This window comes from Parahaliea maris, assembly GCF_008064665.1.
Classification (GTDB): domain Bacteria; phylum Pseudomonadota; class Gammaproteobacteria; order Pseudomonadales; family Halieaceae; genus Parahaliea; species Parahaliea maris.
Window position 1 is genome coordinate 25,547 of sequence record NZ_VRZA01000005.1, and the last position, 25,893, is coordinate 51,439.

Genomic DNA, 25,893 nt, shown 5'->3' on the forward strand with positions numbered 1-25,893 from the left:
CAATCAACCGAACAGCGCGCAAGCCCGGCCGTCAGCCCGGGAGATATGCGGCAGCTATAACAGAACGATCCTGGAGGGCTAAAATGTCTGGTGACAACAGCGGTACTGAACACACCATTTTCAGCGAAATTTCAAACGTGCGCCGGGACTGGTCACCGGAAAAAGTCCGCGACTACATCGCGGACCTGCCAATCTGGCCGGAAAACACCGAGGTTCGCCAGAAGTTTGGTGGGCTGACCAACCGGACCTACTTTGCCTATGTCGACGGTGCCCCAAAGTACGCCATCAGGGTTGGATTCGACCAGTATCGTACCCGACAAACCGCCGTCATCGAATCGACGCTGGCGGCACAACGCCTCGGCATTGGCCCGCGCCTGATCTACGCAGAGCCCAACGTGTCAGTAACAGAATTCGTGGAGGGCGAGGGCCTCAGCCTTGAGGACATGAAAGACCCTGATGTCATGCGCAGTGTCATCGACATGATGAAGGTCATTCACAACGGCGGCTCGGCAGTGAAGGAAACCATCAGCTACTGGTGGCCTTTCGATACGATACGTCGCTGGATGGATGCCATGGAAGTTGGAAAGGCCGCTACTGACTGGCAGCCCTCCCCCTGGGCGGACCAGCTACCTCGCCTGCGAGGTATTGTCGATCGCCTTGAACGCGGCATCGGTCCGTTCATCCCTACGTTTACCCACAACGACATGACCTTTGTAAACCTGTTCAAGAGCCCTTCTGGCGAAATCAGGATCATTGACTGGGATGGCGGCGCCTACGGGCACCCTATGTTCGATCTGGGCGAAATGCTGATGTGGGCGGAGGCCGATGAGCAAACCTGTATCAAAGCCATCAAATACTACTTCGGGGACATCAGCGACGAGGATCTGGAACAGCGACTTACCGAGGTGCACGCCTTCCAGACCATTGCCGCGCTTCGCCTGGTAACCGAATGCCTTTATACCGACCTTGACCCTTACTACCACGTAACACCGGAAGAGTTCGCTGAGGGGATGAAAGAAATTCTGCCTGGGCAGAAGGCCGCGCTGATCGGTCTGGCGGAGATGCTTATGCCTCGCTTCGAAGAGCTCTGGTCAGATTACCAGCACCTGTTTCCAGAGGCTTAAATACCTAGCAGACCTGCAGGGGAGTTGAGATGCACGAGGCATTCCGATCCAGAGTCATTCTAAGCGCCGTCCTGGCCTACGCCGCGGCGATCACGGCCTGCAATGTGATTCCAGCTCAGGTGCCCGCCTTTGCCAGTGTGCAACAGCTCAACCCTGAGCAGATCGGCACTGTTGCGATGAGCGAGGTGCTTGCACTTGCGCTGACCACCATCTTCGCGGCTGCCCTGCCTACCAGGTTAGGGGTCATGGCTGGGATATTCGGAGCCCTCTGCGTTGCTCTGGGTCAGTTGAGCTCGATCTGGGTCCCTGGGCTATTGCCACTGGCGGTGACCCGCGGTCTCGTTGGTCTCGGTTGTGGGCTGGCTGCGGCGGCCGTGTCGCACACGATCGCCAGGTCGGCAAACCCCGCGCCAGCCTTTGGCCTGGCCAACGGCTTGTCGGCCGTCATGATCGGTGCTTTCCTTATTTTCATCCCCTGGGTTCCCAGTGACCACCCGGGGGTGAGGGTCTTTGTTCCACTTGCGGTGCTCGGTCTTGGACTGGCAGCCGCTACGTTTCTAGCGACCCGTACGTCTGTGCATGAAAACGATGAGGCTGAATCCGATCACGCCCCTGCAGTACCGAGCGACCACGCAACGGGAGTCACTCCCCTGCTCCTGTGTCTTGGCACACTGGTAATGTTTATTCCGTTAGGTGGAATCTGGACCTTTTCAGTGCAACTCGGCCTGGACAACGGCCTCTCGGAGCGCTTGATTGGTGGTCTTCTGGTTTTTGCCGTGTTTGGTGGTTTCGTCGGAGGAACGGCGGCGGCCTGGGTGGAAACCCGGGTTGGCCTGGTCCGTACGATGCTTCTCGGGGCTGCCAGCTGTATCGCCGCGTGTATCGCGGTAGGGACCGTCGGCGGTGCGATTTCCTTTGCTATCGCTTTTTGCCTCTACTCGGCAGCCTACCAGTTCACCATCAGCGCCTTCCAGATCACGGCAGCCTTCGCTGACACCCAGGGTCGCCTGCCTGCTGTACTGCTCGGGATCACACTTGTCGGCTACGCAATGGGTAGCTATGTCGTCGGTTACCTGATCAACAACAATCTGAGTCAGCTGATCTGGATCGGCGGTGGCGTTGTCTGCGCTGCCGCGGCCCTGCCCGCACTGCTGGCCGCAAGTCGGGTAAGTTCAGCGCTGTCCTCCGGTCAATCTGACGTGTCGGACGCCTGCATAGCCAACTGAGGCAACAAGGGAGCACTGTCGAACAGCGTTGGTCCTGTATCAACTCCCGGTAGCCCTGTTGGCTTGCAGCGAATTTCGTTCTGCTATCGACTGCCGCCAATTAGCGGCAGTTTCTCCAGCATCTTCTTTAGTGCGAGTGCATCCCACGGCAGGTGCTCGGCGATCCCAATACCCACTACGTCGCTTTCCTGCGACAAATCCGACAGCGCGTCAATCACCTGTCCCATGCTCAGTTTACCTTTCGCCACACCGTCAAAGACAGCTGGATCATCGTCGACATTTGCGAACAGCAGGGAACGGAACAGGTCGGGATCGAGCACATCCAGGTCCAGGTGTATTGCCAGGTGTTTTGCGCCCGTAGACTTGAACCATTTGAGGATGGGCTCGCTGCCCTCAGCCACAAGCTGCTCAGGGCTGATATTGCGAAGCCCCAGGCTTTCCATTTGCTCATTTTCCCATTCGCTTGCCTTGTTAACCCCCAGGTAGCAGACGTTCTCTGGCTTCAGCGGCTGCTTGACATGTTGCAGAAACTGGCTGTCACCCCGGCCCAGTAGATTGCCCAGAACCATGGCATGGGCATTGGTAAACTGCTGCGGAGTCATAATATCCGGATGAGCATCGACCCAAAGCACGGCAAGGTCGCCATCATAGCGTTCGTTCAGGTAGGCAAAGGGAGCCAGGTCGACAAGACAATCGCCACCCAGTACGACGATACGCTCGGGTTGATGAGCGTCGATCCGAGAGCGTGCGTCCTTGAGCTGTTCAATCAGAGCCGTTCTGGCAAGAATTCCGTCTTCGTTTTCCAACGGTATATCGGTTGGTTCCGCAACATCGACATGCTCTACGTCTCCTTCGGTGGCAGGGGCGAGCCAGTTCAATAACTGCGCGCCGAAAAAATAAGGAGGGTTATTACCCCCTTGCCACTGAGGGAAGACCAATCTCAATGTATTCTGGTTGCGGGTGTTACTCATCATGTTTCCTCCTGAATTGTATCCAGCTTAAGCAAAACGCTGCCCTTGGCTTTGCGAGATTCCAGGTAGCGATAGGCCTCTTCATACTCGGCGAGAGGGAAAACTGAATCGATACGTGGGCGGATCTTTTCCTGCTCGATCAGTCGACAGATCGAGCTGATAACTGTCTGAACGTCCTCATCACGCTCAAGATGGGCGTCAAACCCAAGCAGCCTCTTTTCAAACACCACGATATCGACGATATCGATAACGGGCTTTACGCCTCCCGCAAACCCGATCGATACTGCGGTGCCCCTGGATTTCAGTGACTTGATCAGCGGTTCAAGAATGTCACCTGCAACTGTATCGAAAGCGAGATCAACCCCTTTACCGTTGGTTAGCAACAGTACCGAGTCGACAAGTGACTGCTTGGACAGATCAATGATGTGTGCCGCTCCCGAATCCCGCGCGCTGTCGACCTTTGATGTGTTCGACACGACTGCGATGGGAGTGGCTCCAAAGGCGTTGATCAACTGGATCAATGCATGACCCACCGAACCCGAGGCACCGGAAACCAGTGCTGTTTGCCCGGACTGCAACAGACCAACGCGCTGGATCGCCTGATAAGCCGACACGTAATTGATAGGCAACGCGGCTGCCTCTGTGAGGCTGATGTTGTCAGGCAGTTCTACAATCCATTTGTTGGCCACCAGGACCTCTTGTTGCTGCAACCCGTCCTCCTTGACCCCTAAGTCACCACTGCCATAAATGGCGACCCGCGCGCCTGGCAGGTACTTGTCACTGGCAATGACGAACCCGGAGCCGTCGTTGCTCAACACGAGAGGTGCTCGAGCGGCCGGGACATGGCCGTGGCGAATCTGGTTCGAGAGCGGATTCACTGTCGCCGCATGCATTTTTACCAGAGTATATCCAGCTTTTGGCTCAGGAGACGGTCGCTCCTCAAGCGCCATTTTCGGAGTGGCTCCAATATCGGTGGCTACCAGGGCTTTCATAATTCCAATCTCACTCGTGGGGTCGGGCTGTTCTGAATTGGGTCCAGTATCGGTGAGTGAAAAAAGGGGGGTTACTCCAGGAAAGACAACCGACTTTGCTGGCAGAGACAGCTACCTAATATTGATCGCGAAACGCTGACGGGCGCAAGCCATAGGTTTCTTTGAACATTTTGCTGAAGTGGGCCGTGTTGGAGAATCCGTAGCGATGGGCTATATCGCCCAATTGGGCGTTCGGTTCGGACAATATCGCCCTGCGGCAGGCATCAAGGCGCTGCTGCCATAGCCAACGTATTGCCGTGGTTCCCTCTTTGGCGAACAGTCGACTCAGCGTTCTCGATGAAAGATGGATGTCGTGGGAGATTCGCTCCAGAGACAGGGCCGGGTCCGAAAGATGGGTGACAATATACTCCTTCGCACGTTGCAGGTTGTCCTTTTTGTACTCAGTTACCTGCCGTTTATCGCCGTCAGATGCTGCCCGGTAGGCGGTATCAAGCATCGACAAAATCGATTCGAGTACTTTATCGCCATACAACTCTTCTTGCTCCTCCGATTCCCAGGCCTGCGAGATCATTGAAGCGATAAACTGACCGAGCGGCGATCCGTGCTTCAAGGTTTTATTGGTGACGCTCTGAGCATCGTTGATATGCGTATCGAATATCGTGTGAGGCAGCGATATCACCACCTGATCGTCACCTTTCGGGAAGTGGAATGAATACGGCTGGCCACCATCACATATCACGATATCACCGGACTCCTGCTCGGATGTCTGCCCGTTTTGAGTCAGTTGTGAGATCGGACACAGGGAAAGACAAATGAAGTAGTTGTCTGAATACTCAGAGGTGGTCACTTCATTGTACGCAACGGGTGATGATTGAATGCGTGTTATCAGAGCGCTTTTGCCCAACGACTTTACGGCCAGAGACCCCCGAAACTGACCGTCAGCCAGGTTGATGTTTGTTGTTGGCGCCGAATAGGTGGTGCTAACCCAGTCTTCCCAATGGTCAAAGCCATCCTGGCTTCTTACATCTTCAGTGGAGTAGGTTCTGCCCATGTCGCATTCCCAGCTTCTGCCGAGTTGATAACGCGCAGTATATAACACCTGCCGAACTGACCCGCAGACTGGGGGCCGGTGTTCTCTGACACAGTTCCACATCGGGATTGGCCATCTTTGTGGCCTTCCACCATCAGTTGCAGATTATCCCCGAGCCATCCCAGCTCTGGCAATATCCTTGCATATCACTATACTAACTACATTCTAGAATTCTATTTCGAATTTCACGCTCAGTCACATTGAATCGGATAACCCCCATGGTTTCGAAGGCAACAGTAAAGCGCCTGTCATCTCAAACACAGCAATATGCCCGCGAGCCAAAGCAGAATCGCAGCAAGGCGTCTCTCGAACGCCTGTTGAGTTCCGCTTCGGAGATACTGGCCGAACGAGGCTACAACGAATTCACCCTGCAGGAAGCCAGCAAACGCGCCAAGGTATCCATCGGTTCGATTTACAATCGTTTTTCGGGCAAGGACGACCTGATTCGGGAAGTTCACGCGCGTGAATTGGGTGTAATGGAAGTCGAGACAGCGGTTTTGATCAATGAACTGCGAAGAAAGGAATTACAGCTCAGGCAACTGGTGCCAGCAATTACCAAAGAGTTTGGTATGTTATTGAAAAGGCACAGTAAAATTTTACGCCCACTGATGGGGATTGCTTCCGTTGATGAAGTCGTCGCCAAGAGAGGGAAGATGCACTTTGCCCAGAATGTCGGCGATTTCGAGCGACTTTTACTGGAGCGTAAGAGTGAAATCCGGCAGGAGAACCCCGAGCGCGCAGTCAGTATCTGCTTTCAGATCATCTACGCCTCATTGTCCCGCCATCTTGGCCTGGGAACAGAGCCCGAAATAATTGGCGAAGGCGACTGGGATACACTCCTGGATGACCTCAGCCGAGTATCACTGCACTTCCTCCTGGGACACCCGGATCAGTTGAAAGCCGAGCCATCAGCCACCGGGTAATCGAGAACTCATCAGGCTTGACAATAATAGAATGTAAATTCTATTATGTGGGACACTTTATAATAAGGACCGTTCCCATGCTGGAATCCTCGCATCTCGGTATCCGAGACCGGCACGCGCCAGCTGTCGGACTACCTGCCCCCGCTGGATACAGGTACTGCGGTAGAAGTTCCCCGACAGTAAGGCGCTGTTGCTAATATTTTTTGCACTCACTACTCATTCGTATCGCAGGTGATTGGTGGCTTCACCGAATTCGTTGAGAACTACAAACCCAACGCACATCGCTTGGCGATGTAGCGATCAGGAGCAACGATTTTACCGGCTATGAAGATGTTCTGCCTGCGACGATGGCGGAACCAAGTGAGAAACACGGCTGCTCATTTTTCTGTCTTTACCAGAAATTCCAGGACGCAGTGACATCTTGCAATAAACAGCGGAAGCCCGAATCACAGCAGCACGATTCAGTCATTCGCTGCTTCAGAAAATGACTCCGCAGCCTTAAACCCAAAAATAGAGCAGACGGGAAAATGCACATGGTCACACCGTATCAACCCAAGCACATGAAGCTGAGTGTGCTCACTGCCGCCCTGCAAGAGCTCACCCCCAGGGAGTTACGGGATAATGACCCGGATCTCGCCATCGAAGAGTGGCTCGCCTTCTCACGAGACATTGGTTCACCCTTCATTCAACTGTCCGCGGCGCTACATCCGAGCGAATCCGACGTACCGGCCGAGGCGATGCTCGACCCGGTTGCCAATACTCTCGATCTGCGCCAGGCCTTTGACGCACAGCGCGCGCAGCGGGTACTGGCAGCGATGAAAGACACCGGCGTCGGCCTGTCCGACCTCGGCTATTTCGACAATATGCTGGTCAACGATGAGCAGACTCGCAAGATGAAGCACGATTTCATGCTACGGGTGTTCGATGCCGCCTCACTGCTTGGCGCCGAGGCCGTTTGTGGATTCGTCGGCCGCAACCCCAGCCTGTCCATGGACCAGAACTTGGTGATGTTCGAGGAGGTCTTCGTCCCATTGCTGAAAGAGGCCAAGGCCCGCGGCCTTTCCTACCGGGTCGAGCAGTGCCCGATGCCGGGCTGGAACACCACCGACATCTGGCACAACAACATCGCCTACGCGCCCGGCCCCTGGATCGCACTTCACCGCATCTGTGAGAAACATGGCCTGGGTGACCAGTTCCGCATTCACTACGATCCGTCCCACGCGGTTCTCATGGGCCAGGATACACGATCCATTTTCCAATACCTGAAGGATGAGGGCTATGGCTTTCTGATTGAAGGATTTCACGTCAAGGGGCAGGTCACGGACTCACGCGGCGTCTCCGCCTGGGGTTACGGCGGTCAGACCATGGAGCGCGGTGACTGGATCGATGGCAAACCCTCGGAAAACCCCGCGGATCAGGTCAACGCCTGGAAGAAGCAGACCACCATCTGTGAACACGAACTACCTGGTAGCGCCCGACACGATCCACTCGCCTACCTGCAGAACCGCACTGTGGACTGGCTCGATCATCAACTGGCGGCGCGAGAGTTACTCGACATCGACCCCTCCAAAACCTATCTGGTGGTCGAACACGAATATCCCCCGGCACGCATCCAGGACAGGGAGAAACTGGCACCGTTGCTCAAGGGCTCTGTGGATTTCTGCCGGGCAATCGATGAAGCCGCGGCCGCCATGTATAGCATGCAACATGAAGTCATGCCGAGTCTCGGAATTCCAGTACAGGGTTTCGGGCGCGAGGCTTACAGGTCATAACATGGACATCACAAACACAAATCCTGGCAGCAACAGACGATTACGTGGCGGCATTGTCGGCGGAGGCCGCGGCGCGTTCATCGGGGCTGTACACCGCATCGCAGTCGAACTGGACGGTCAAGCGCAGGTCGTCGCAGGTGCCATGTCGTCGACCGCAGAAACTGCCCGTACCAGTGCCGAAGACTGGTTTCTATCGCGATGGTATGACGACTTCGAGACCATGGCCCAGCAAGAGGCCGCACGTGAAGACGGCATAGACTTTGTCATGATCGTCACCCCCAACCACCTGCATGCAAAGGCGGCCAAAGCCTTCCTGCGAGCCGGAATCCACGTCATGTGTGAAAAGCCGCTGGCCTTCACTGTGGAAGAAGCGGAAGAACTGGCCGCAGTCGCCCGTGAGAGCCGGGTTCTGTTTGGCCTGACGCACACGTATACCGGCTATCCGGCCGTGCGCGAGGCGCGCCAGATGGTACTTGATGATGAACTGGGTGAAATCCGCAAAGTCCTGGTGGAATACCAGCAGGACTGGCTTATGGACGCGGTGGAAGAGGACCCCGAGGCCAAGCAGGCCCAATGGCGGGTCGACCCGGAATGCGCCGGTATCAGCTGCTGTGTAGGCGATATTGGCTCCCATGCCGCCAACCTGGTCGAGTTCGTCACCGGCAGGAATATTGCATCCATCTGTGCCGACCTGACTGCTTTCGTACCGGGTCGGCTGCTGGATGATGACGCCAACATGTTGTTGCGCCTGCAAGGTGGCGGCAAGGGTACTTTGACCTGCTCCCAGGTCGCCTGCGGTGAGGAAAACAATCTCTCCCTGAGAGTCTACGGCTCCAAAGGCGGGCTCGAGTGGCACCAGCAGGAGCCCAACACCCTGATCTTTAAACCGGCCGGTCAGCCCTGGCAATATCTTCGCACATCAGTGAGCTTGAAGAGCGTTGCAGCAGCCGAGGTGACCCGCACCCCGGGTGGTCACCCTGAAGGCTACCTGGAAGCCTTCGCCAATCTCTACCGTTTGTTTCTCGCCGATGTCAGGCGCTTTATCGATGGCACGCCGCCTGTCGGTGGCTATCCCTCTATTGACGAGGGTGTGCACGGCATGCGTTTTATCGCCAGGGCCGTGGAGAGTTCCAACGCCAATTCCAGCTGGGTGGAGGTGTAGTCATGCAGCGTCGAGGATTTCTTTTGGCCGCTGGTGGAGCCGCCATGATGACACTGACTACCTCATGTCAGAAAATCTGGCAATCGGTTGAGGAAACGTCCCCGACATCAGCCACCTTGGGTGGCGACTCAATGCTTGAAACCCTGGATATAGTCTGCGATCTGGTGATCCCGAGCACAGAGACGCCCGGCGCCAAAGCGGTGGGAGTTTCACAGTGGATACTGGGTGCCGTCGACAACGGCCTGCTGGCAACCTCAACAGGAGAACTGCAGCGTTTTGCCGAGCTTTTGAGTACAGATTTCCCGTTCCTGCAAAGCACTGCGGCCGAGCAAAGCCAAATTCTTGCCGCTATCGATAATCGCGCCTATATCGAGCACTCACAGGATGAAACCTCCCTGCTCTGGCAAAAGTTCAAGACGCTGATACTGATGGGCTACTACACATCGGAAGTAGGCGCCTCACAGGAGTTGCATTACGAACTGGTGCCCGGTCGCTTTATACCTGACGTTGAGATAAAGGACGGTATAACCAAGGCATGGTCAAATGACTGGACAGCGGTGGACTTCGGATGAGCACACAAGTTACTACAGATTTCGATGCTATCGTAGTCGGGTCAGGTATTACCGGTGGCTGGGCCGCTAAAGAACTGACAGAAAAAGGCCTCAAAGTATTGTTACTCGAACGAGGCCGACACGTTGAACACGGCCGCGATTACAAAACCGAATTCAAGGCACCCTGGGAATTGCCCTGGCGCGGCGAGGGTGACCAACAGTTGTTCAAGCGGGACTACCCGATCCAGAGCCGGGTCCATCACCTGAACGAATGGACCTATCAGCATTTCGTCAACGACAGGGAGCATCCCTATCAAACCGTGGAAGGTAAACCCTTTACCTGGATTCGCGGCTATCAGCTTGGCGGTCGCTCGTTGATATGGGGCCGCCAGACGTACCGCTGGGGTGACGTCGACTTCCGGTCCAACAGCAGAGACGGGCACGGCGTGGACTGGCCAGTGCGCTACGAAGATATCGCCCCCTGGTACGATCACGTTGAGGAGTTTATCGGTGTCTCCGGCGCGCCGGAAAATCTGCCCCAGCTCCCGGACGGTAAATTCATGCCGCCCATGGCCTTGAATCCGGTGGAAGCAGCATTGCGGGAACAGCTTGACCGGACTTATCCTGAAAGACGCCTGACCATAGGCCGTACCACCAACATCACTCAACCGTTACCCGGCCGCTCACCCTGTCAGTATCGGTCCATCTGCGCGCGCGGTTGCAGTTTCGGCGCCTACTTCTCTACCCAGAGCTCGACTCTGCCAGCCGCCAGCGCCACGGGTAATCTCACCTTGAAAACCAACACCCTGGTGGACAAACTCCTCTACGATGCCGACCGCAAACGCATCACCGGCGTCAATGTTATCGATACGGAAACTGGCGCTCGGAAGAGCTATTCATCCAAAGTGGTTTTCCTGTGCGCCGGATCCGTCAACAGTGTGGCGCTGATGCTGAGATCCACGTCCGGGACATTTCCCAAGGGTCTTGCCAATAGCAGCGGTGTGCTCGGTAGATACTTTATGGATCACGCCAGTAGCCTGGCGGTGCTGGCCCAGATTCCGGGCTTTGATGAACACTATTACGAGGGCGTACGACCTACGGGTATCGTGATTCCGCGCTTCCGCAACCTGGGTGAGACACCGGACAATGTCGAATTTTCGCGCGGCTATTCCTACCAGGGGGGAGCCTACCGCCTGACCTGGAATCGCGGCCGACGCATGGCAGGACTGGGAACTGAGTTCAAGAACGAATTGCAAAAGCCCGGTCCGTGGATGTTTGCGCTGACCGCATTCGCAGAGTCCATTCCTCGCGCCAGCAACCGTATCCTGCAGTCCAACAAGACCGACAGTTTCGGGGTACCGCAAGTACTGTTCGATTTCGAACACGGCGACAATGAACGCAAGGCGCTTCAGGAGGCCGCAGCTGAAGCCAGGAAAATGGTCGAACTGATCGGCGGGCGGGTATTGATGTCTTCTGGAGAACCCAATGAAGGCGGCATGGCCATTCATGAAATGGGCGGCGCCAGGATGGGCCGCGATCGTGCTGATTCAGTTTTGAACAGCAACAACCAGGCCCACGACATCCCCAACTTGTTCGTCACCGACGGGGCAGCGATGGCGTCATCGGCTTGCCAGAACCCCTCTCTCACCTACATGGCGTTTACTGCGCGCGCAGCAAATTACGCGGCAGAGTTGGTCAAGAACGGACAATTATAAATACGACAGGCGACGATACCGGGCAGTCCGCACTCACCAGCTCAATTGCAGTAGCGTCCCGACTTTTTAGTAACGGATCAACACACGCATGATTGCAGCCGGCAATACCAATGCAGTGGCATTTCTTCTCATCACCATTTTTCTGGATTCGGTGGGAATAGGTATCCTCATACCGGTGATTCCCGAACTCATCAAGGAACTGGCCGGCGTCAATATTTCCCAGGCTGCCATCTACGGGGGAGCGATCACGGCCCTGTTCTCCCTGGTGCAATTTTTTTCTTCGCCGATCCTCGGCAGCCTCAGCGACTCTCTCGGTCGCCGCCCGGTCATCCTGGTATCACTTCTGGCGTTCGGTCTGAACTACGTGATGATGGGCCTGGCGCCCTCACTGGCCTGGCTGTTTTTCGCCCAGGCCCTGGCCGGTCTGTTCGGCGCCACCCACAGTGTAGCTGCGGCTTATATCACTGACATCACCGATCCACTAAAACGCGCGGGTCCGTTTGGCATGATGGGGGCCGCCTTTGGCCTCGGATTCATGGTAGGCCCCGTGCTGAGCGGCCTGGTATCGGAGTGGGGCATTCGCCTGCCTTTTTTCATCGCCGCATCTCTCGCACTATTGAATGTGCTGTACGGCATCTACGCGCTTCCCGAATCCCTTTCCAGAAGAGAACGCCGTCAGTTCAGATTCAGGCAATCCAGCGCCTGGAGTGTTTTCCGCCATCTGCACAGATACCCGCAGATGACCGCACTGTTGTTTGCCACCCTGCTCATGCAATTAGGCTTGCAGTCGGTGACCGTAACCTGGCCCTATTTCACCACCTTCCAATACGGCTGGACGCCGCGGGAAATTGGCTTCTCCCTTGGCCTGTACGGCATTGTTACCGTGGTTACCCAGGGATTTATCCTGAAAAAGCTGGTCGACTGGTACGGCGACGCAAAAGCCGCCAATATCGGACTAGTGCTGATGATAGTTGGTCTGCTCGGCTTCGCCCTGAGCGACCACCCTGCTCTGGGCGTACTGTTTATAGTCCCCCATGCAATGGCCTTTATGTCTCAGGGCGCACTTCGCAGTTTGATGTCCCAGGGATTGTCCGCCAACGAGCAGGGCGCTCTGCAGGGGGCTATAATCAGCGTCAACAGCTTCGCAGCAATTATTTCGCCGCTGTTGATGCCATGGTTATTCAGTGTGTTTTCGTCTGGTGTAACCGGATTTGTATTCGCTGGCGCGCCCTATGTTCTGGGCGCTGCTTTCGCGTTTATGTCAATCCTGTTAATTCATCCACACAGGACATTGAACAAAATCGGTTAGCCGGGGAATTGAACGCTGGAGTGGAGCTTGCCCCGCCCTCCCCTACTGGCTATCCCGCCAGTGCAAATTGCGATGTGCCGCTGTATTGCCCGGCTATAAATTCGCAGGCGCGTGTCGTCAATGCCATACCCGTCAGGGTCGGTCCAACCGAGCCATTGGTTACAAAGCAACTGCTGTCAGTGACAAAAACATTCTCCGCGTCCCAGCACTGGTTTTGCGCGTTCACTACCGAGTTCGCTGGATCAGAACCCATGCGTGCGCCACCACACTCGTGAATCGCCGACCCTAGTCCGATAGATTTCCTGTAGGACAGGCGAAACATCAATCGCTCAAACCAGTTATCATGCGGCATCAGGGTTTCCGGGTTTTCCAGCCCAAGGGCGCTGGCCGCCATCTCGATATTCCAGCCATTGGAGACGACCATTTCTTTCATGGTGTCCATCTGGTTACGCAGCATCTTGCGTTCATTCTCAGACATGGCAATGCATACATCTGCTACCGGAACTCCCCAGGCATCTTTCTTGCTGCGATGCAATGAAATACAGTTGTCGTAGCTGGGCAGCATTTCGCCCTGCGCCGTCATACCAAACAGTGAGGGGACATGCTCCGGAACGCCAATGCGACCGGCCATCCCCTGGATATTGTAACCTCGGGCAAATTCCGGATGAGTGACACCATTCAAGTTCTGGAAACGCGGGATCAGGAAGCCGCCGTGATTGTCAGCCGGTGATTGGCTGTCGACCCCTTCCCAGCCAAAGCTGCCTGGCACCGTACCGAACACCATTCCATTGACCTGATCCATAAAATAGCGACCGAGAACGCCATTTGTATTACCCAATCCATTTGGGTGACGTGAACTGGTAGAATTGAGCAGGATACGAACCGATTCGATGGTCGACGCACACACCACCACGACATTGGCTTCGATGTGGTGTTCCTGCTTGGTCGTTCTGTCTATATACGTAACACCGGTTGCCTTGCCTGTCGACGCATCAGTATTAATACATTTCACCACCGCATCGGGCTGCAATGTCAGTCGGCCGCTGGCGAGTCCGGCCGCAATCGGAGAGGTAATATGCTTTTCTCCATTGGCATCGGGACAGGTTGCGTCCTTCTGCACATAACGCCAGGGAGTAAACTTACGTTCCGGCCATTTGGCCTGTACTGTTTCGCGGAATTGTCGCTCCAGCTGGCTCTCTCCAGCCCGGGACGCAAAAGTACCGTCCGGTAGATTGGGAATCCCAGCTGGAGCACCAATAATCCCCAGGAATTTTTCGACATGATCGTAATAGGGTTCCAGATCGGCATAGGAAATAGGCCAGTCTTCACCGATACCATCCATGCTGGCGGCTTTGAAATCAACGTCTGACATACGCAGGGCTACACGCCCCCAGGTCTGAAAGCGCCCACCGACCTGGCGACCGCGCACCCAGAGATAGTGCTCACCGGAATTGGTGTAGGGGTTCTTAAGGTCGTTAACGAAGAGGAAGTCTTTGTCGGGACTGAACCAGGACGCCCTGGCCTGCACATGCTGCCCCTTGATACCCGACAGCATGCGTTCCAGCGCCCTTGGCGGTTTCATTCCGCCGATCTGCTGAAATCTGGCTTCGTCGTGAGCCGGCCCCGCCTCCAGAGCTATGACATGCAAGCCCCGCTCTGCCAGTTCTTTGGCAGCAAATCCACCGGTCGCACCGGTGCCGATGACGATCGCATCATATTGATTAGTAGCCATTATGCTTTCCTGTTCCGAATTATCGAATCGCCAATTGAGCGCCGCGATGGGCCGTCTAACGCGGCAAGCGTGGTGAAATTGAAGAAATACAACGGGATTTATAGCTATGCGGCGACACCTTAAGCAGGTTATCCGTACTTGTACGTAATCTCGCAGTAAAGGCCCTGTGAACTATGCCAGTTCACGCCTCTGAATCGCATTTTTAACATGAGTTAGAAACATCATGGCCGCCACTGCAAGTCCGATTACTCCTGAAACTACAAAAGCACCTTGAACCGTGCCCGTCAGGTTCTCCAACCTTGCTACCAACCACGGGCTGGAAAACTGTCCGAAGAAAAAGCAGGCGGTCCAGATGCCCATTCCCCTGCCTCTATGTTGATAAGGTAGTTTGGTCTGAGTCCAGGCAATCAGCGTTACCACTGTCATTCCGGCACCAGTCTGTTGAATCACAAGGCCAAGCACCAGTACCGGTACGCTTTTCGCCAGGCCAATAATCGTCAATCCTGTACACAACACCAGAAGAAAACTGCCCAACTGTACGGTGTTGTCCTGAGTGCTCAATATTCTGAATACGAGCGCGCCAACTATGATGAAAAGCGCGGGTATTGCTGAAATATCGCTGATTCGGGAGGGCTCGGTAATACCGATCTCATTGAACACCAACCCCCCGGAGATAATGAAAACGTAGTACAGCGCTGATCCAAAAAGAGTCAGCAACCCGACCTGGGTCATCGATTTCGCTGGAAATGGACTGTTGAGCGAAGAAGAAGTTTCGTTTTCAGTTTTCGCAGAACCTGCCTCCCCATTGCGTAGGGCGGCGTGGGATTCCGGCTCAAACAGAAATTTCTTCATCAAGATAAAGATAACGAACGCCACACCATAGATCAGGAACATCCCGTTCCAGCGCAACTCTGTTGCAGGCCCAGCGACCCAGATCGTAACGGCTCCCAGAACCGGTCCGGCGATACCCTGCAGGAACAACCAGTCCCTGCGCCCTTCGTCCTCCCAGTAATCACCAATCAGGGTGTTGACCACGGTCAGAATAGCGGCTTCACAGGCACCCAGAAGCAGGCGCGACACGAACATCAGCGTCAGACTGTCCAGGAAGAAGGGCGCAACGCCAAAAATTCCATAAAAGAACGTTCCCCATAGCAACAGGGGAAGGCGGCCAAACCTATCAACAAAAAAGCCAGCAAAAGGTGCCAGGAATGCGATAGTTAAGCCCGGCGCCGAAACCATAAGCGGCACCAACTCCCGGGCTTTTGGGTTGTCTTGAAAATGTCCGATGATCGAAGGCAGCGCCGGGAACATGGAGACAATTGCAAACAGCGGCAAGAAGCCGGAGATCACAATGATCATCCCCTGCGGAACCAGGGTTAGTCGCTTATGTATAGCAAGGATCGAACTCATAGTTACAGTTTCAACGATAGTTGTTATGCATTTTTCTGGAGAAAACTATTACGGGGGCAGCTATCTGACTGGATGTATCAGGTCAGGCCAGAGTGTGGATCTATCATTCATCCAATCGTCGGGCGGGAGCAGCAGGTAACCATCAACCCCTTGCGACTATACTAGAATGTGCATTCTATATAAGTCAACGGTTTTGTGGCCGCCATAGTTATGAGGGGTATATCAAACGAATAATCTACGCCAAATATCCATATCAAGGCCTGCAAATGAATTAACACAGATCGTTATGATTGATTTATTGGAATTTCAGTTCTAATATTATGCAAAATGTAGCCAACTCCGACATTTATCCTTGCATAAGAAAAGAGTTAGGAGGAAATCATGACTCTAGAAGCCAATGTCCTCGGTCCGGAGTCTGTTCGCAGCACTCCTCTGGGATACGAAATTGACGTCCATCTGGCGTGGTACCGCTCACTGCCCTTGTCCTGTGTCGAAAACATCAGTATCAGGATCGCGGATAAAGCGATACCTCAGGACGATATTCGCATTAGTTATAACGACAAACAGCTCACAGTCGAAGAACTGGCCGATCTGGTCGATGACTGGTGGTTCGTACAGGATCCACTGACCATTCAGGTCAACGACAATTCCCCTTTATCCAAAGGCAGCAGGACCAGCCTCCAGGTAACACTGGATACACGGATTCCCTACATCATTATCGGACCAGAAACCGCGCTGGTTAAGCGCACCGAGGCCATGACAGAGGTGACGGTAAAATGAGTATTTGTCTGGGTGTTACCCTGTATTCCATGACTAACGAATGGCTCGCCGGGGCTTACACACTTCCACAGTTGATTGATGAAATGGGTCGTCGCAATCTTGGACCAGGTGTAGAGCTAATCGGCTTTCAGAGCCTGCGTGGTTTCCCCAACAAGGTTTCGAAGGAAGATATCAAAGAGCTGAAAAGCGCCATAGAGCGCAACAATCTGGTGTTGACTGCACTGGCCTGCAACGCCGATATAGCTCTCAAAAAGGACGCGTGGATGAGTACCGACGAAAGTGTCGAATATATGCGCCCGCAGATCGAACTCGCAGGTGAACTCAATGTTCCAGTGGTTCGAATTCAAATTGGATTAACTCCTGAAGTTCTGCAGAAGCTCGAACCTATCGCCGCACGCAACAAGGTAAAGCTGGGCATGGAAATTCATGCTCCCGAAGGCCCAAATACACCTAAAGTGCTGGCTACACGGGAAGCCTACGAACTCATCGACTCCGAATATCTTGGTTTCATCCCGGACTTCAGTGCCACCATGCGGGCAATACCATTGGGCATGTTGGATAAGCTGCGATCAGGAGGTATGAGCGAAGCCGGAATTGAAGCGCTGGACCGCGCCTGGAAAACTCCAGGTGTACCCATTAAGCGATACATGGACTTTTCGCAAGAGGCCAGGAGTTTGGGGGAACCCGAACTTCCAGTTGTACAGGCCAGACTGATATTCACTATGTTTGGACGCGAGAATCTGGCGGACTGGGAAGAACTACTGCCACGCACTGTCCACATCCACGGAAAGTACTACGATATCGATGAAACTGGTAATTCTCCCTCTATCGACTATGCAGGGTTAATGCGCATATTTTCAACAACGGAGAGAAACCTGACCATGTCTTCAGAATGGGAAGGACACGCCTATCTCGACATGACAGAACAGGACGCTTTTGGCATGGTGGAAAAGCACCACGCCATGTGCCGCCGGTTCCTGGATGAAGCATTCGCGTCTCAGGGTTAGATCCCCGACAGCGGCCTCGTAAAACCCCAAACGGGCCTCCGAGAGGCCCGTTTAACTTTTGGTTTTTCCCAAACCATTACCGGTCCGGTAACTGCGCAGGATTATCAATCTACTAATACGACAGGACTGCTGGCCCAATCAGTCCCGCGGGTCGCAGTGGCGCCGCAGGTTTGTACACATGTGCCGGGAAATTGTCTCTGGTTTCACCTTTGCGTTCCATACCGATCAAGCGGTTCGCCCAGAGGTTCGCCACCCGTACTTCGACCGTATTTTCACCTGTGCCAAGGAATGGCTTTAGATCAAGTGCATAAGGCGGTGTCCACACGCTCCCTGCCGACTGGCCATTGACATAAACTTCAGCCATGTCCCCAACGCCCGCCAGGGAAAAACAGACACTCCGGGATTGCTGCAGGCTGGTGTCGTCAAGTTCAAACGTGTTGCGATATGTGATGACACCGCTGTAATAGCGAACGCGATCATCCGCATGTTGGTTCAGCGGCAGTAATCGCTCGAGTTCGAGATCCGGGGCCCCGCCGTAGCGCTGGTCGAACTCCACTGTCCAGGGACGTGTAAAACCAGCCGGCGACACGGTTGAATTTTGACACTGCAGCCCAACAGGCTGCGATACCGGGGACTCTGACACATGTTCAAACACCAGAAATCGTGATTCCTGAGGAGCAAGTTGCAGCTCGATGGACACACCCTTCTCGCCCCTGTTGCCGATGGATGCAGAGTGCCGTTCGCCGGTCGTAGCCAGCCAGAAATACGGTTCTCCAGGCATCGGGGACCCGGAAAGAGAAAACTGCCCCTCAAGAGGCTCATCCTGAGCATTGACCAAATAGTAGATGACCCGATCCGGCAACTGACGTTTCTGCACCAGTAGAGATTCAGCGGGAGCGTCGGTGGGGATAAATTGCCAATCTGGCGGCAAGCCATAGTGCTCGACAACCTCGGTAATCGAGTTCGAGTCCATAACATTGCTGCGCTTCCATATATCGTCCACGATCCGTTGCCACTCCTGCTTGTCATCTCCCAGCGAAGGAGAGTCAATCGGTATCGGGCCAACAATCTTTACTCCTGACCGGGCAAACTCCCCTACTCGTCGCAGCGTGTCCAACGTTAACCTTTTGCTGGAGCCACCCAGATAGAGGAACTTGTAGCTATTGCCGCTACGATTACGCAAGTTACCGTCCACTACCTGCAACTGCTGCAACCCGGAAGCCGACACAAAGTCATAGTTGAAACCGGCCGGAATGCCTTCCGGCAAGTGGTCTCCGTACAGTCCGGTTACCGGTGCTTCCTCACCGATAAAGAAAGCAAAATCCGCCGACGCAAAACCCTGTTGCAACAGGTATTGGGTTCGGGACAGATACTCAATCCAGGACTTGGCCATAGCTGACCAGGTGACATTGCGATTGAAGTAATGCCCCAGCAACGGCATCATTGGCAGTCCCGGACTGAAATCTTTGCCTTGGGCCTGATGCACCGAACTGTGCAGCATCAGTCGGTTCCCCCCCTGAACAAAGGCGCGATCGGCTACCGCTTTCAACTCGCGCGGCCCTACCGCCCAAGGGTGCCCGAAGGTGGTCATGGCCTCCACCGCGACCAGCGGCTTGCCATACACATTGGCTACCGAAGCCGCACCCTTGACGTCCATCAGATAAGTTGGTTTCGGAGAGCTACCCGCGGAATAATGCCAGAATGCGGACATGGGTATATCGGCAGCCGCGCGCATATCCAGGTCATTGCCCAACTGTGGACGGTGGTCCTCAAGCGCCTCGGCGTAATACTGCAATCCTCGAGTGTGGGCAAAATCGGCTATAACGGCATAGTGATTCTGGCTTATCAGCCGGGAAATGACTGTTCGAAAATCCCACAGGAAGCGATCTGTCGCGTCGGGGCTTTCGATAACTTCTCCAGTCAGTGCGGGCAACCAGAGCAGTGCGTCGTAGCCGTGGATTGTCTTGAATTCCCGCAACATATTATCGGTCCAGTTTTGCGGGCCGGATTCGATACTATCGCTCAGAAGTCCGGTAATGCCGGGCATCAGGGTATCCTTGCTTGAACTATAGTTCTGCAAGTACGTTTCCAGGTAGGCGTGCACCTTATCGGCCGCCAGCTTGTCCACCTCAAGTCCCGTTGCTTCCTCAGGCGCCGGCCCGTTTTTGTGGCCTGTGAGTGAATACCCCAGCCGAATTATCCGCCATTCACCCTCTGGCGCATCCCAGCTCAAGAGCCCGTCAGAACCCACATAGCGAGTGACGTCTACAACCTCTGACAGCCTGGCAGAGGCTTGCAACGATGCAGGGTTGGCCAGCGCGTAATAGTTATCAGCAGCCGCAAAGCCGGCTTTTTCCTCAGCGGCGTTCACATGCGGGGCGGTGTGCAGCGTGATCTCGGATATCGCGTAGCTGCTGTGACGAGCAGGGAAAGGGAGAAGGTTGGCTCCGGGAGCGTACTGCAGTGTATCCATAAAGCCTGGTCTGGGGTCCCGCGAAAATGCCACCCTGAAGTATTTTGCCCGTACCGGTGCGAACGAAGCAGAGCGTACCGGGGAAGCGGTGGCTTGCAAGATTGCAACGGTTTCGAAACGCTTGCCGTCCAGACTGTATTGAAATTCAACCAGAGGTGGCGCTGGCGTGCCAAAACCGCGTGGATCCGGCAAACCCAGTGTAATACCCTGCACGTCAGCAACTGTGGCCGTCTTCAAATCCAGCCAGGCACTGCCCTGTTTGTCCACGGGCAATTGCTGGGCGGGCCAGAATTGGCCGTCTGTCAGCTCCGCCACGTGGTCAATTTCTGCACTGGCGCTGATAGCGAGCGATTCAATATCTTTCCCCTCGAAGGGGACTGCCAGAACAGCAATATCCCTATAAAAATCCAACTCATGTTCGCTCGCTGCTGCGCCATGTGTATCAGCCGGAATATCCTGGTAAGGGCCTGCCACAGCGGGCGGTGCAGGCAATTGCTTTTGCACCTGTCCTCCGCCCTTTATCGACGTTTTCGACCAGACCAGCTTTTTCATGGCGTCCTCCGGTTTGACCCAGGGCCCCCCGGTGGCGCTCCAACCCGGTGACGTGGTGATCGAAAAATCGAGGCCCAGTTCACTTGCCTTGCTCGCACTCTCAGCCAGCACTTTTTTCCATGCGGGTTTGCCGTAAACCAGGCGCTGGCCATCGGGTAAACGTTGCCCCATACCAGCTTCGAAAACCTGAACGCCACCAATTCCCACTTCGTACATCCACTGCAGATCGTTCAATGCTTCCTTGTTACTGACATTGCCATTCATCCAGTGCCACCAGGCTTGGGGGCGAGCGGATTCCGGCGGATTCACGAAGCCGTTATACAGATCGTCGCCTGTCGCGGCACCAACGAAAAGCAACTGTAGAAATAGAATAGTCAGGTCTGACAGGCGTCTCATTGCCATGATCCTCGATATCACTTTTCCGGCACCTCAGCGTTAATCACTTTCCATAACATGGATCGCTTGCTGTATTACCGAGTCGGCCAGTTTCGAAGAGAATGGATCCCGGACAACGTGATTTGTCTGAATCATTCCCAGGTTCCGTAGCATGGCGAAGCCAAATATCGTGGACCAGAGGGTGGCGACCCTTACGCTCAGAGCTTTGGCTGAAAGCCTGGGAGTTATCACCAATATTGCCTCCTGCAGAAATTCTGCGCCCCGTTGTTGCGCCTTGGCAATGGCGGGGTCCGGAATTGGGCGGGTGAGTTCGCTATCGTACATAAGCGTCATCAGGCGCGGATTTTCCGCGGCAAAAGTCAGAAAACGACGGCACACGTTGAACAAGTGGGTTCGCGGCTTTACGTTCATCGATGAATTTGGCGTAACAGGTACAGTATTCAGTTCCCGGTATCCCTCAAGAGCAACGGCGAGCAACAACGACCGCTTATCCGGAAAGTGATGATAAGGGGCACCAGGGGACACTCCGGTTTCTTTTGCCAAACGCCGAATCGATAACTGTTCGTAGCCTTCGAGATTTACGACTTGTGCCGCCGCCCTGAGCAGATCGTCCCGTAAATTCTCCTTGTGGTAACGCTTCATCGCTGACTTCATCACTGTAATCTCTCTTCCAATACGGTAAGCATTGTACCAACGGGTTTGTGCCAGACGGACTCCCGCAATGGCAAGCAACGGGGCCGCCATTGTAGTTGACATCGATATTAAGTTCATATCTAATCGCTGCTTAGATTAGATGATACGACATACAAATTGCTATAAAAATAAGGCTTTTCCACAAATTCAATCGTCAGACAGAAGATAAATAGCGTTATTAAACAATAAGTTACAAGTACGCGATAGCACCAACCCGGGTACCAGGTTGCGGATTCAGAGAAGAGAAATCTGAACATCCATCTTCTGGATACTAGTGAACCTGGACGTTTAGGCAGACTGTGAACTGGCTGCGCCAGTACAACAAACGATGAGTTGACAACATTTATATAGAATGTGAATATTGATTCTAATATATTCTCAAAACTGGCGAGTAAAGAAACCACGGTTGATCTTTCGCCAGATAACGCTAATAAAACGAGGTCATCGAAAACATGAAAACCATGATTCCAGCCAGATCTAAAAAAATCGCTCTTGGCATTTCCGCTATTCCACTTGCGATAGCATCGGTTAACAGCCTTGCTGCCGAACTGGAGGAAGTTGTCGTTACCGCCAATCGCGTGGAAACCAGCGCCCAGGATACCGCTGTTGCGCTGACTGCCTATACAGGTAGTACCCTTGCGGAATCCGGCATCTCTAATGTGATCGCGTTACAGAATATCGATCCCAGCATCAACGTGACAACCAGCAACGGTGCTGCATACGTCGCGATTCGAGGTATAGCCAGTACCGACGTGACCGAAACGGGCGATCCCTCAGTCTCGATCGCCAGAGACGGGTTTTTTACCAACCGCTCCTTTGGCGTGTTTGCCAACATGTACGACTTGCAGCGGGTGGAAGTACTCAAAGGTCCTCAGGGAACACTTTTCGGTCGTAATTCAACGGGTGGTCTGATCAATATCATTACCAATAGACCCTCTGACGAACTGGAAGGCAAAGTTGCCCTGGAGGTCGGAAATTACAATGCCCGCAATATTGAAGCGATGCTCAATGTTCCGATTACCGAGAAGGTGCAGGCGCGAATTTCCGGAATCAACCGTGAACACGATGGATACAGGAAGTTGGAACCGGTTGGACAGCGCTCCGACGATGAGGATAACTATTCCTGGCGCGCCCAGCTTGCGTTTCAGCCGACCGAAACCCTGGATGGCTGGATCAGCTACCAGAAGGATCGCGTCGACCAGGTGGGTGACACGCCCTTCAATGGCCCGCTGGAAACCAAGCTCGATATCGACGACATTGACACAGAAAACTACACCAATTACTCGCAGGCGCTCACCGAGCTTGACGGCGAACGTACGCGCTGGGAAGTGACTTACAGTGGACTGCCCGGCGACATCGACGTTACTTACTCCGGTGGCATCGACAAGCAAGACTGGGCCCATCGTCTGGATGGCACAGATTCTGGCACCCTGATTCCAGCACAGTTTGTACAGAATGAAACTCCTGACACGACCAACCACGAAATTCGCTTTGCAACTCCGCAAGACAAAGCGTTTACCGCTCAGTTTGGTTACTTCTATTTTAAAGAAGAAAACACTATCGACTCAGGCTTACTGCAGAACGGTGGCCCCTATGCGGGTCGTTACCTGATCAAATTTGACTACGAAATTGAGACCGAGTCCAAAGCCTACTTTGCTCACTTGGGTTATCAAATCAATGATCAGTTTAAAATCACGGCGGGCGCACGGAATACCGACGATAAAAAGGAACGCACCGGGAATGCGGTACTGGATCTGGAAGTTGCTACATTTGGATTTTTACCCTTTAAGATCACAACGCCCGGCAACGGCAATATCGATAATTCACAGGACACCTATCATGTCGGCTTGGAGTGGACACCTTCCGAAGACACGCTGGTTTATCTGAAACGAGACACAGGATACAAGGGCGGCGGTTTCAACTCGAATGGCTCGGCGCCTTCGATCAACTACGACCCAGAGGAGGTGACAACCTGGGAGATCGGTACTAAAAACGATCTTTTCAGCAATCGCCTGCAGCTTAATGCTGCACTGTACACGACCGAGTACGAGGGCTACCAGGCGTCTCAGTCCACAGAAGTGATCTCAGGCGAAAGTGCTGGCGTGTTCAATGTCGGTAGCGCGACCATCAACGGACTTGAAGTTCAAGTTCTCGCTCTGGTGGGTGACAACGGCAGGTTCGACTTGAATGCAACTTACCTGGATGCCACCTTCGATAATCTGGACGATCCCATTGTGGATGGTGCTGGAAATGAAGTGGACATCTCGGGTAACGATCTTCCAAATGCTCCTGATCTCTCTTTCACTCTGGGCTACGAACACGTATTCCCACTGGGTAACCAGGGTGAATTGACCGCCAAGGTCGATGCCAAGTACTCCTCATCGTTCTACTATTCAGCCTTCAATACCGAAGACTTGAAATCACCCTCCTACACCACAGGTAACGTATCGCTGAGCTACGCACCAGGCAGCTACAACTGGCAACTCCAAGCCTACGTGAGAAACGTTACCGACGAAGATATATTGGCCAATGCGGCAAGAAATTATGTGGCCCACTGGAACACATACCAGTTCCAGCCACCGAGAACCTACGGCGTAAGATTCACCTACAATTTCAAATAGGTGGTGTTTGCCCGACCAGTTTAGGTCGGGCGTTTTTTAATCGGTTCATCTGCAATCAAAGTTAATAGAATGAATATCTACGATCACAGAAAAAAACTTGAGCGAGAAAGAACGAAGGGTGTTCCCTATCGTGGCGTTTCGCTGTACTGCTATGCAGAAGAACTGGGTTTTACTATGACCCTGGAAGACTGCTTAGCCGATATGTATGACATGGGCGCGACTGGCCTCGAAATTCTCGCCAACGGGCATATCGAAAACTACCCCAATCCTGGCGAAGAGTGGCTGGAAAACTGGTTTTTCCTCTTGGAGAAGTACGATATCGAACCTGTTGAGTACGGCCACTGGGTCGACTCGCGCATGATTCCAGAAAAACAACTCTCCACCAAACAGTCGTATGAAATGCTGGTGCGGGATATAACACTCGCTAGCAAACTGGGCTTTACCGTCATGCGTACCAAGTTAGGTGTAGTAGATGAAATTCTCAACCCGGTACCGAACTGGCGGGAATTTATCGAAATGGCGTTACCGGTTGCCGAAGAACACAATGTCAGGATGTGCCCGGAACTGCATCAACCGACAGCCCTGAAGTCAGCAATGGTTGACGATTATGTGGAATTTATCGAAAAGACTGGCACCAAACATTTCGGTTTGAATATCGATTTAGGTGTATTCCAGACTGCGGATCGGCTTGAAATCCCGGGCTATGACGACAAACCGTGTCAGCCCGAAGACATGGTTGATTTGTTGCCCTATACCTACGCTTGCCATGCCAAATTTACGCATATGACGGAAGACCTGGAGGATCCAACCCACCCTTACAAAGAGATTCTGGCGGTTATGATCCGCGAACAGTGGGACGGCTGTCTGCTTAGCGAGTACGAGGGCAAGAACAAGGATGTACCGGGTTATTCATCGGATCAACTGCGCAAACAGCATGTAATGATGCGTAAACTGTTGGGCGAAATCGACTAAGGGCGAAAGAAGATATGTTAGAGCGTTCAATTATTCAGCAACGTGGTTTTCGCAACATCGTCGACGGTAATGACATAACGGGCTTTCAGGTACCCATTCGACTCAATTACTATCGCGGCGTATGGATGTCACAGGTCAGGCCCATCACCGTGACCGTAGACGGCACCACTTACGAGGGCGATCAGATTGCCTGGGAAGTTTCCGGCAAGACCATAGCGCAGAAAGATCTCGCCGACAGCACTGATATTCACTGGAATTCACTGGATGCCGCCATGTTGTTAGTAAAGAAGGCGGGCGGGCTGAAGCCGGGCATTCATGATATTGAAGTATTCAATGAGTTCAGTGCCTCTTACTTGCCTCCCAGGCTCGATTTGATGTTCAGCCGTCCTGAGCAACGTCGTATGGTCCTTGTGCGTTAGACC

At 53.9% G+C, this 25,893-nt stretch carries 20 protein-coding genes; 13 read left to right on the forward strand and 7 right to left on the reverse strand.

Annotated elements, in window-relative coordinates; genetic code table 11:
* Positions 1-83 precede the first annotated feature (83 nt).
* Positions 84-1,124, forward strand: coding sequence for a phosphotransferase (locus FV139_RS14055; RefSeq protein ID WP_148069100.1), 1,041 nt, complete (start codon positions 84-86; stop codon positions 1,122-1,124).
* A 29-nt stretch (positions 1,125-1,153) separates the two neighbouring features.
* Positions 1,154-2,350, forward strand: a complete 1,197-nt coding sequence (locus FV139_RS14060; RefSeq protein WP_148069101.1) for an MFS transporter — start codon at positions 1,154-1,156, stop codon at positions 2,348-2,350.
* A gap of 83 nt (positions 2,351-2,433) precedes the next feature.
* Here the strand turns inward: FV139_RS14060 and FV139_RS14065 are convergent, their stop codons facing one another.
* From FV139_RS14065 to FV139_RS14075, 3 genes are all read right to left on the reverse strand, one after another.
* A complete protein-coding gene (locus tag FV139_RS14065; RefSeq protein ID WP_213004129.1) occupies positions 2,434-3,324 on the reverse strand; it encodes an arginase family protein in 891 nt (296 codons plus the stop codon).
* Positions 3,321-4,313, reverse strand: coding sequence for a quinone oxidoreductase family protein (locus FV139_RS14070; protein WP_148069102.1), 993 nt, complete (start codon positions 4,311-4,313; stop codon positions 3,321-3,323). Before FV139_RS14070 ends, FV139_RS14065 begins: the two co-directional genes overlap by 4 nt.
* A gap of 115 nt (positions 4,314-4,428) precedes the next feature.
* Complete coding sequence (locus FV139_RS14075) at positions 4,429-5,364, reverse strand: helix-turn-helix domain-containing protein (RefSeq protein WP_148069103.1); 936 nt, start codon at positions 5,362-5,364, stop codon at positions 4,429-4,431.
* A gap of 257 nt (positions 5,365-5,621) precedes the next feature.
* Here FV139_RS14075 and FV139_RS14080 point away from each other — a divergent pair, with 257 nt between their 5' ends.
* The 6 genes from FV139_RS14080 to FV139_RS14105 all read left to right on the forward strand — a co-directional run bounded on the left by FV139_RS14080 (position 5,622) and on the right by FV139_RS14105 (position 12,835).
* Complete coding sequence (locus tag FV139_RS14080; RefSeq protein WP_148069104.1) at positions 5,622-6,326, forward strand: TetR/AcrR family transcriptional regulator; 705 nt, start codon at positions 5,622-5,624, stop codon at positions 6,324-6,326.
* 533 nt (positions 6,327-6,859) lie between these two features.
* Complete coding sequence (locus tag FV139_RS14085) at positions 6,860-8,098, forward strand: sugar phosphate isomerase/epimerase family protein (RefSeq protein WP_187276543.1); 1,239 nt, start codon at positions 6,860-6,862, stop codon at positions 8,096-8,098.
* A gap of 1 nt (position 8,099) precedes the next feature.
* Positions 8,100-9,260 carry a Gfo/Idh/MocA family protein gene (locus FV139_RS14090; RefSeq protein WP_148069106.1) on the forward strand — a complete coding sequence of 387 codons (1,161 nt, stop codon included), beginning with the start codon at positions 8,100-8,102 and terminating at the stop codon, positions 9,258-9,260.
* Positions 9,261-9,304: 44 nt separating this feature from the next.
* The gene (locus FV139_RS14095; RefSeq protein WP_187276544.1) at positions 9,305-9,832 is read left to right on the forward strand and encodes a gluconate 2-dehydrogenase subunit 3 family protein; all 528 of its coding nucleotides are present in this window, start codon (positions 9,305-9,307) and stop codon (positions 9,830-9,832) included.
* Positions 9,829-11,526, forward strand: coding sequence for a GMC oxidoreductase (locus FV139_RS14100; protein WP_148069108.1), 1,698 nt, complete (start codon positions 9,829-9,831; stop codon positions 11,524-11,526). Before FV139_RS14095 ends, FV139_RS14100 begins: the two co-directional genes overlap by 4 nt.
* A gap of 88 nt (positions 11,527-11,614) precedes the next feature.
* Positions 11,615-12,835 carry an MFS transporter gene (locus FV139_RS14105; protein ID WP_148069109.1) on the forward strand — a complete coding sequence of 407 codons (1,221 nt, stop codon included), beginning with the start codon at positions 11,615-11,617 and terminating at the stop codon, positions 12,833-12,835.
* 49 nt (positions 12,836-12,884) lie between these two features.
* Here FV139_RS14105 and FV139_RS14110 read toward each other — a convergent pair whose 3' ends face one another.
* Both FV139_RS14110 and FV139_RS14115 read right to left on the reverse strand, forming a co-directional pair.
* Complete coding sequence (locus FV139_RS14110; protein WP_148069110.1) at positions 12,885-14,567, reverse strand: GMC oxidoreductase; 1,683 nt, start codon at positions 14,565-14,567, stop codon at positions 12,885-12,887.
* 171 nt (positions 14,568-14,738) lie between these two features.
* Positions 14,739-15,926 carry an MFS transporter gene (locus FV139_RS14115; protein WP_213004130.1) on the reverse strand — a complete coding sequence of 396 codons (1,188 nt, stop codon included), beginning with the start codon at positions 15,924-15,926 and terminating at the stop codon, positions 14,739-14,741.
* A gap of 432 nt (positions 15,927-16,358) precedes the next feature.
* On the opposite strand from FV139_RS14115, the gene FV139_RS14120 reads away from it, so the two are divergent.
* Together FV139_RS14120 and FV139_RS14125 are read left to right on the forward strand one after the other, a co-directional pair.
* A complete protein-coding gene (locus FV139_RS14120) occupies positions 16,359-16,757 on the forward strand; it encodes a C-glycoside deglycosidase beta subunit domain-containing protein (RefSeq protein WP_148069111.1) in 399 nt (132 codons plus the stop codon).
* Positions 16,754-17,764: a sugar phosphate isomerase/epimerase family protein gene (locus FV139_RS14125; RefSeq protein WP_148069112.1), complete on the forward strand. Its 1,011-nt coding sequence runs from the start codon at positions 16,754-16,756 to the stop codon at positions 17,762-17,764. The genes FV139_RS14120 and FV139_RS14125 overlap by 4 nt, the downstream gene beginning before the upstream one ends.
* Positions 17,765-17,876: 112 nt before the next feature.
* On the opposite strand, the gene FV139_RS14130 is transcribed toward FV139_RS14125, so the two are convergent.
* Entirely contained in the window at positions 17,877-21,185 is a 3,309-nt protein-coding gene (locus FV139_RS14130) for a glycosyl hydrolase (RefSeq protein ID WP_187276545.1), read from the reverse strand.
* A 39-nt stretch (positions 21,186-21,224) separates the two neighbouring features.
* Positions 21,225-21,956, reverse strand: a complete 732-nt coding sequence (locus FV139_RS14135; RefSeq protein WP_148069114.1) for a TetR/AcrR family transcriptional regulator — start codon at positions 21,954-21,956, stop codon at positions 21,225-21,227.
* 374 nt (positions 21,957-22,330) lie between these two features.
* On the opposite strand from FV139_RS14135, the gene FV139_RS14140 reads away from it, so the two are divergent.
* From FV139_RS14140 to FV139_RS14150, 3 genes are all read left to right on the forward strand, one after another.
* Positions 22,331-24,499 (forward strand): TonB-dependent receptor, encoded by a 2,169-nt coding sequence (locus FV139_RS14140; protein WP_148069115.1) that lies wholly within the window; start codon positions 22,331-22,333, stop codon positions 24,497-24,499.
* Between the two features lie 69 nt (positions 24,500-24,568).
* Complete coding sequence (locus FV139_RS14145) at positions 24,569-25,471, forward strand: sugar phosphate isomerase/epimerase family protein (RefSeq protein ID WP_148069116.1); 903 nt, start codon at positions 24,569-24,571, stop codon at positions 25,469-25,471.
* A gap of 14 nt (positions 25,472-25,485) precedes the next feature.
* Positions 25,486-25,890 carry a C-glycoside deglycosidase beta subunit domain-containing protein gene (locus tag FV139_RS14150; protein ID WP_148069117.1) on the forward strand — a complete coding sequence of 135 codons (405 nt, stop codon included), beginning with the start codon at positions 25,486-25,488 and terminating at the stop codon, positions 25,888-25,890.
* Positions 25,891-25,893: the final 3 nt, after the last annotated feature.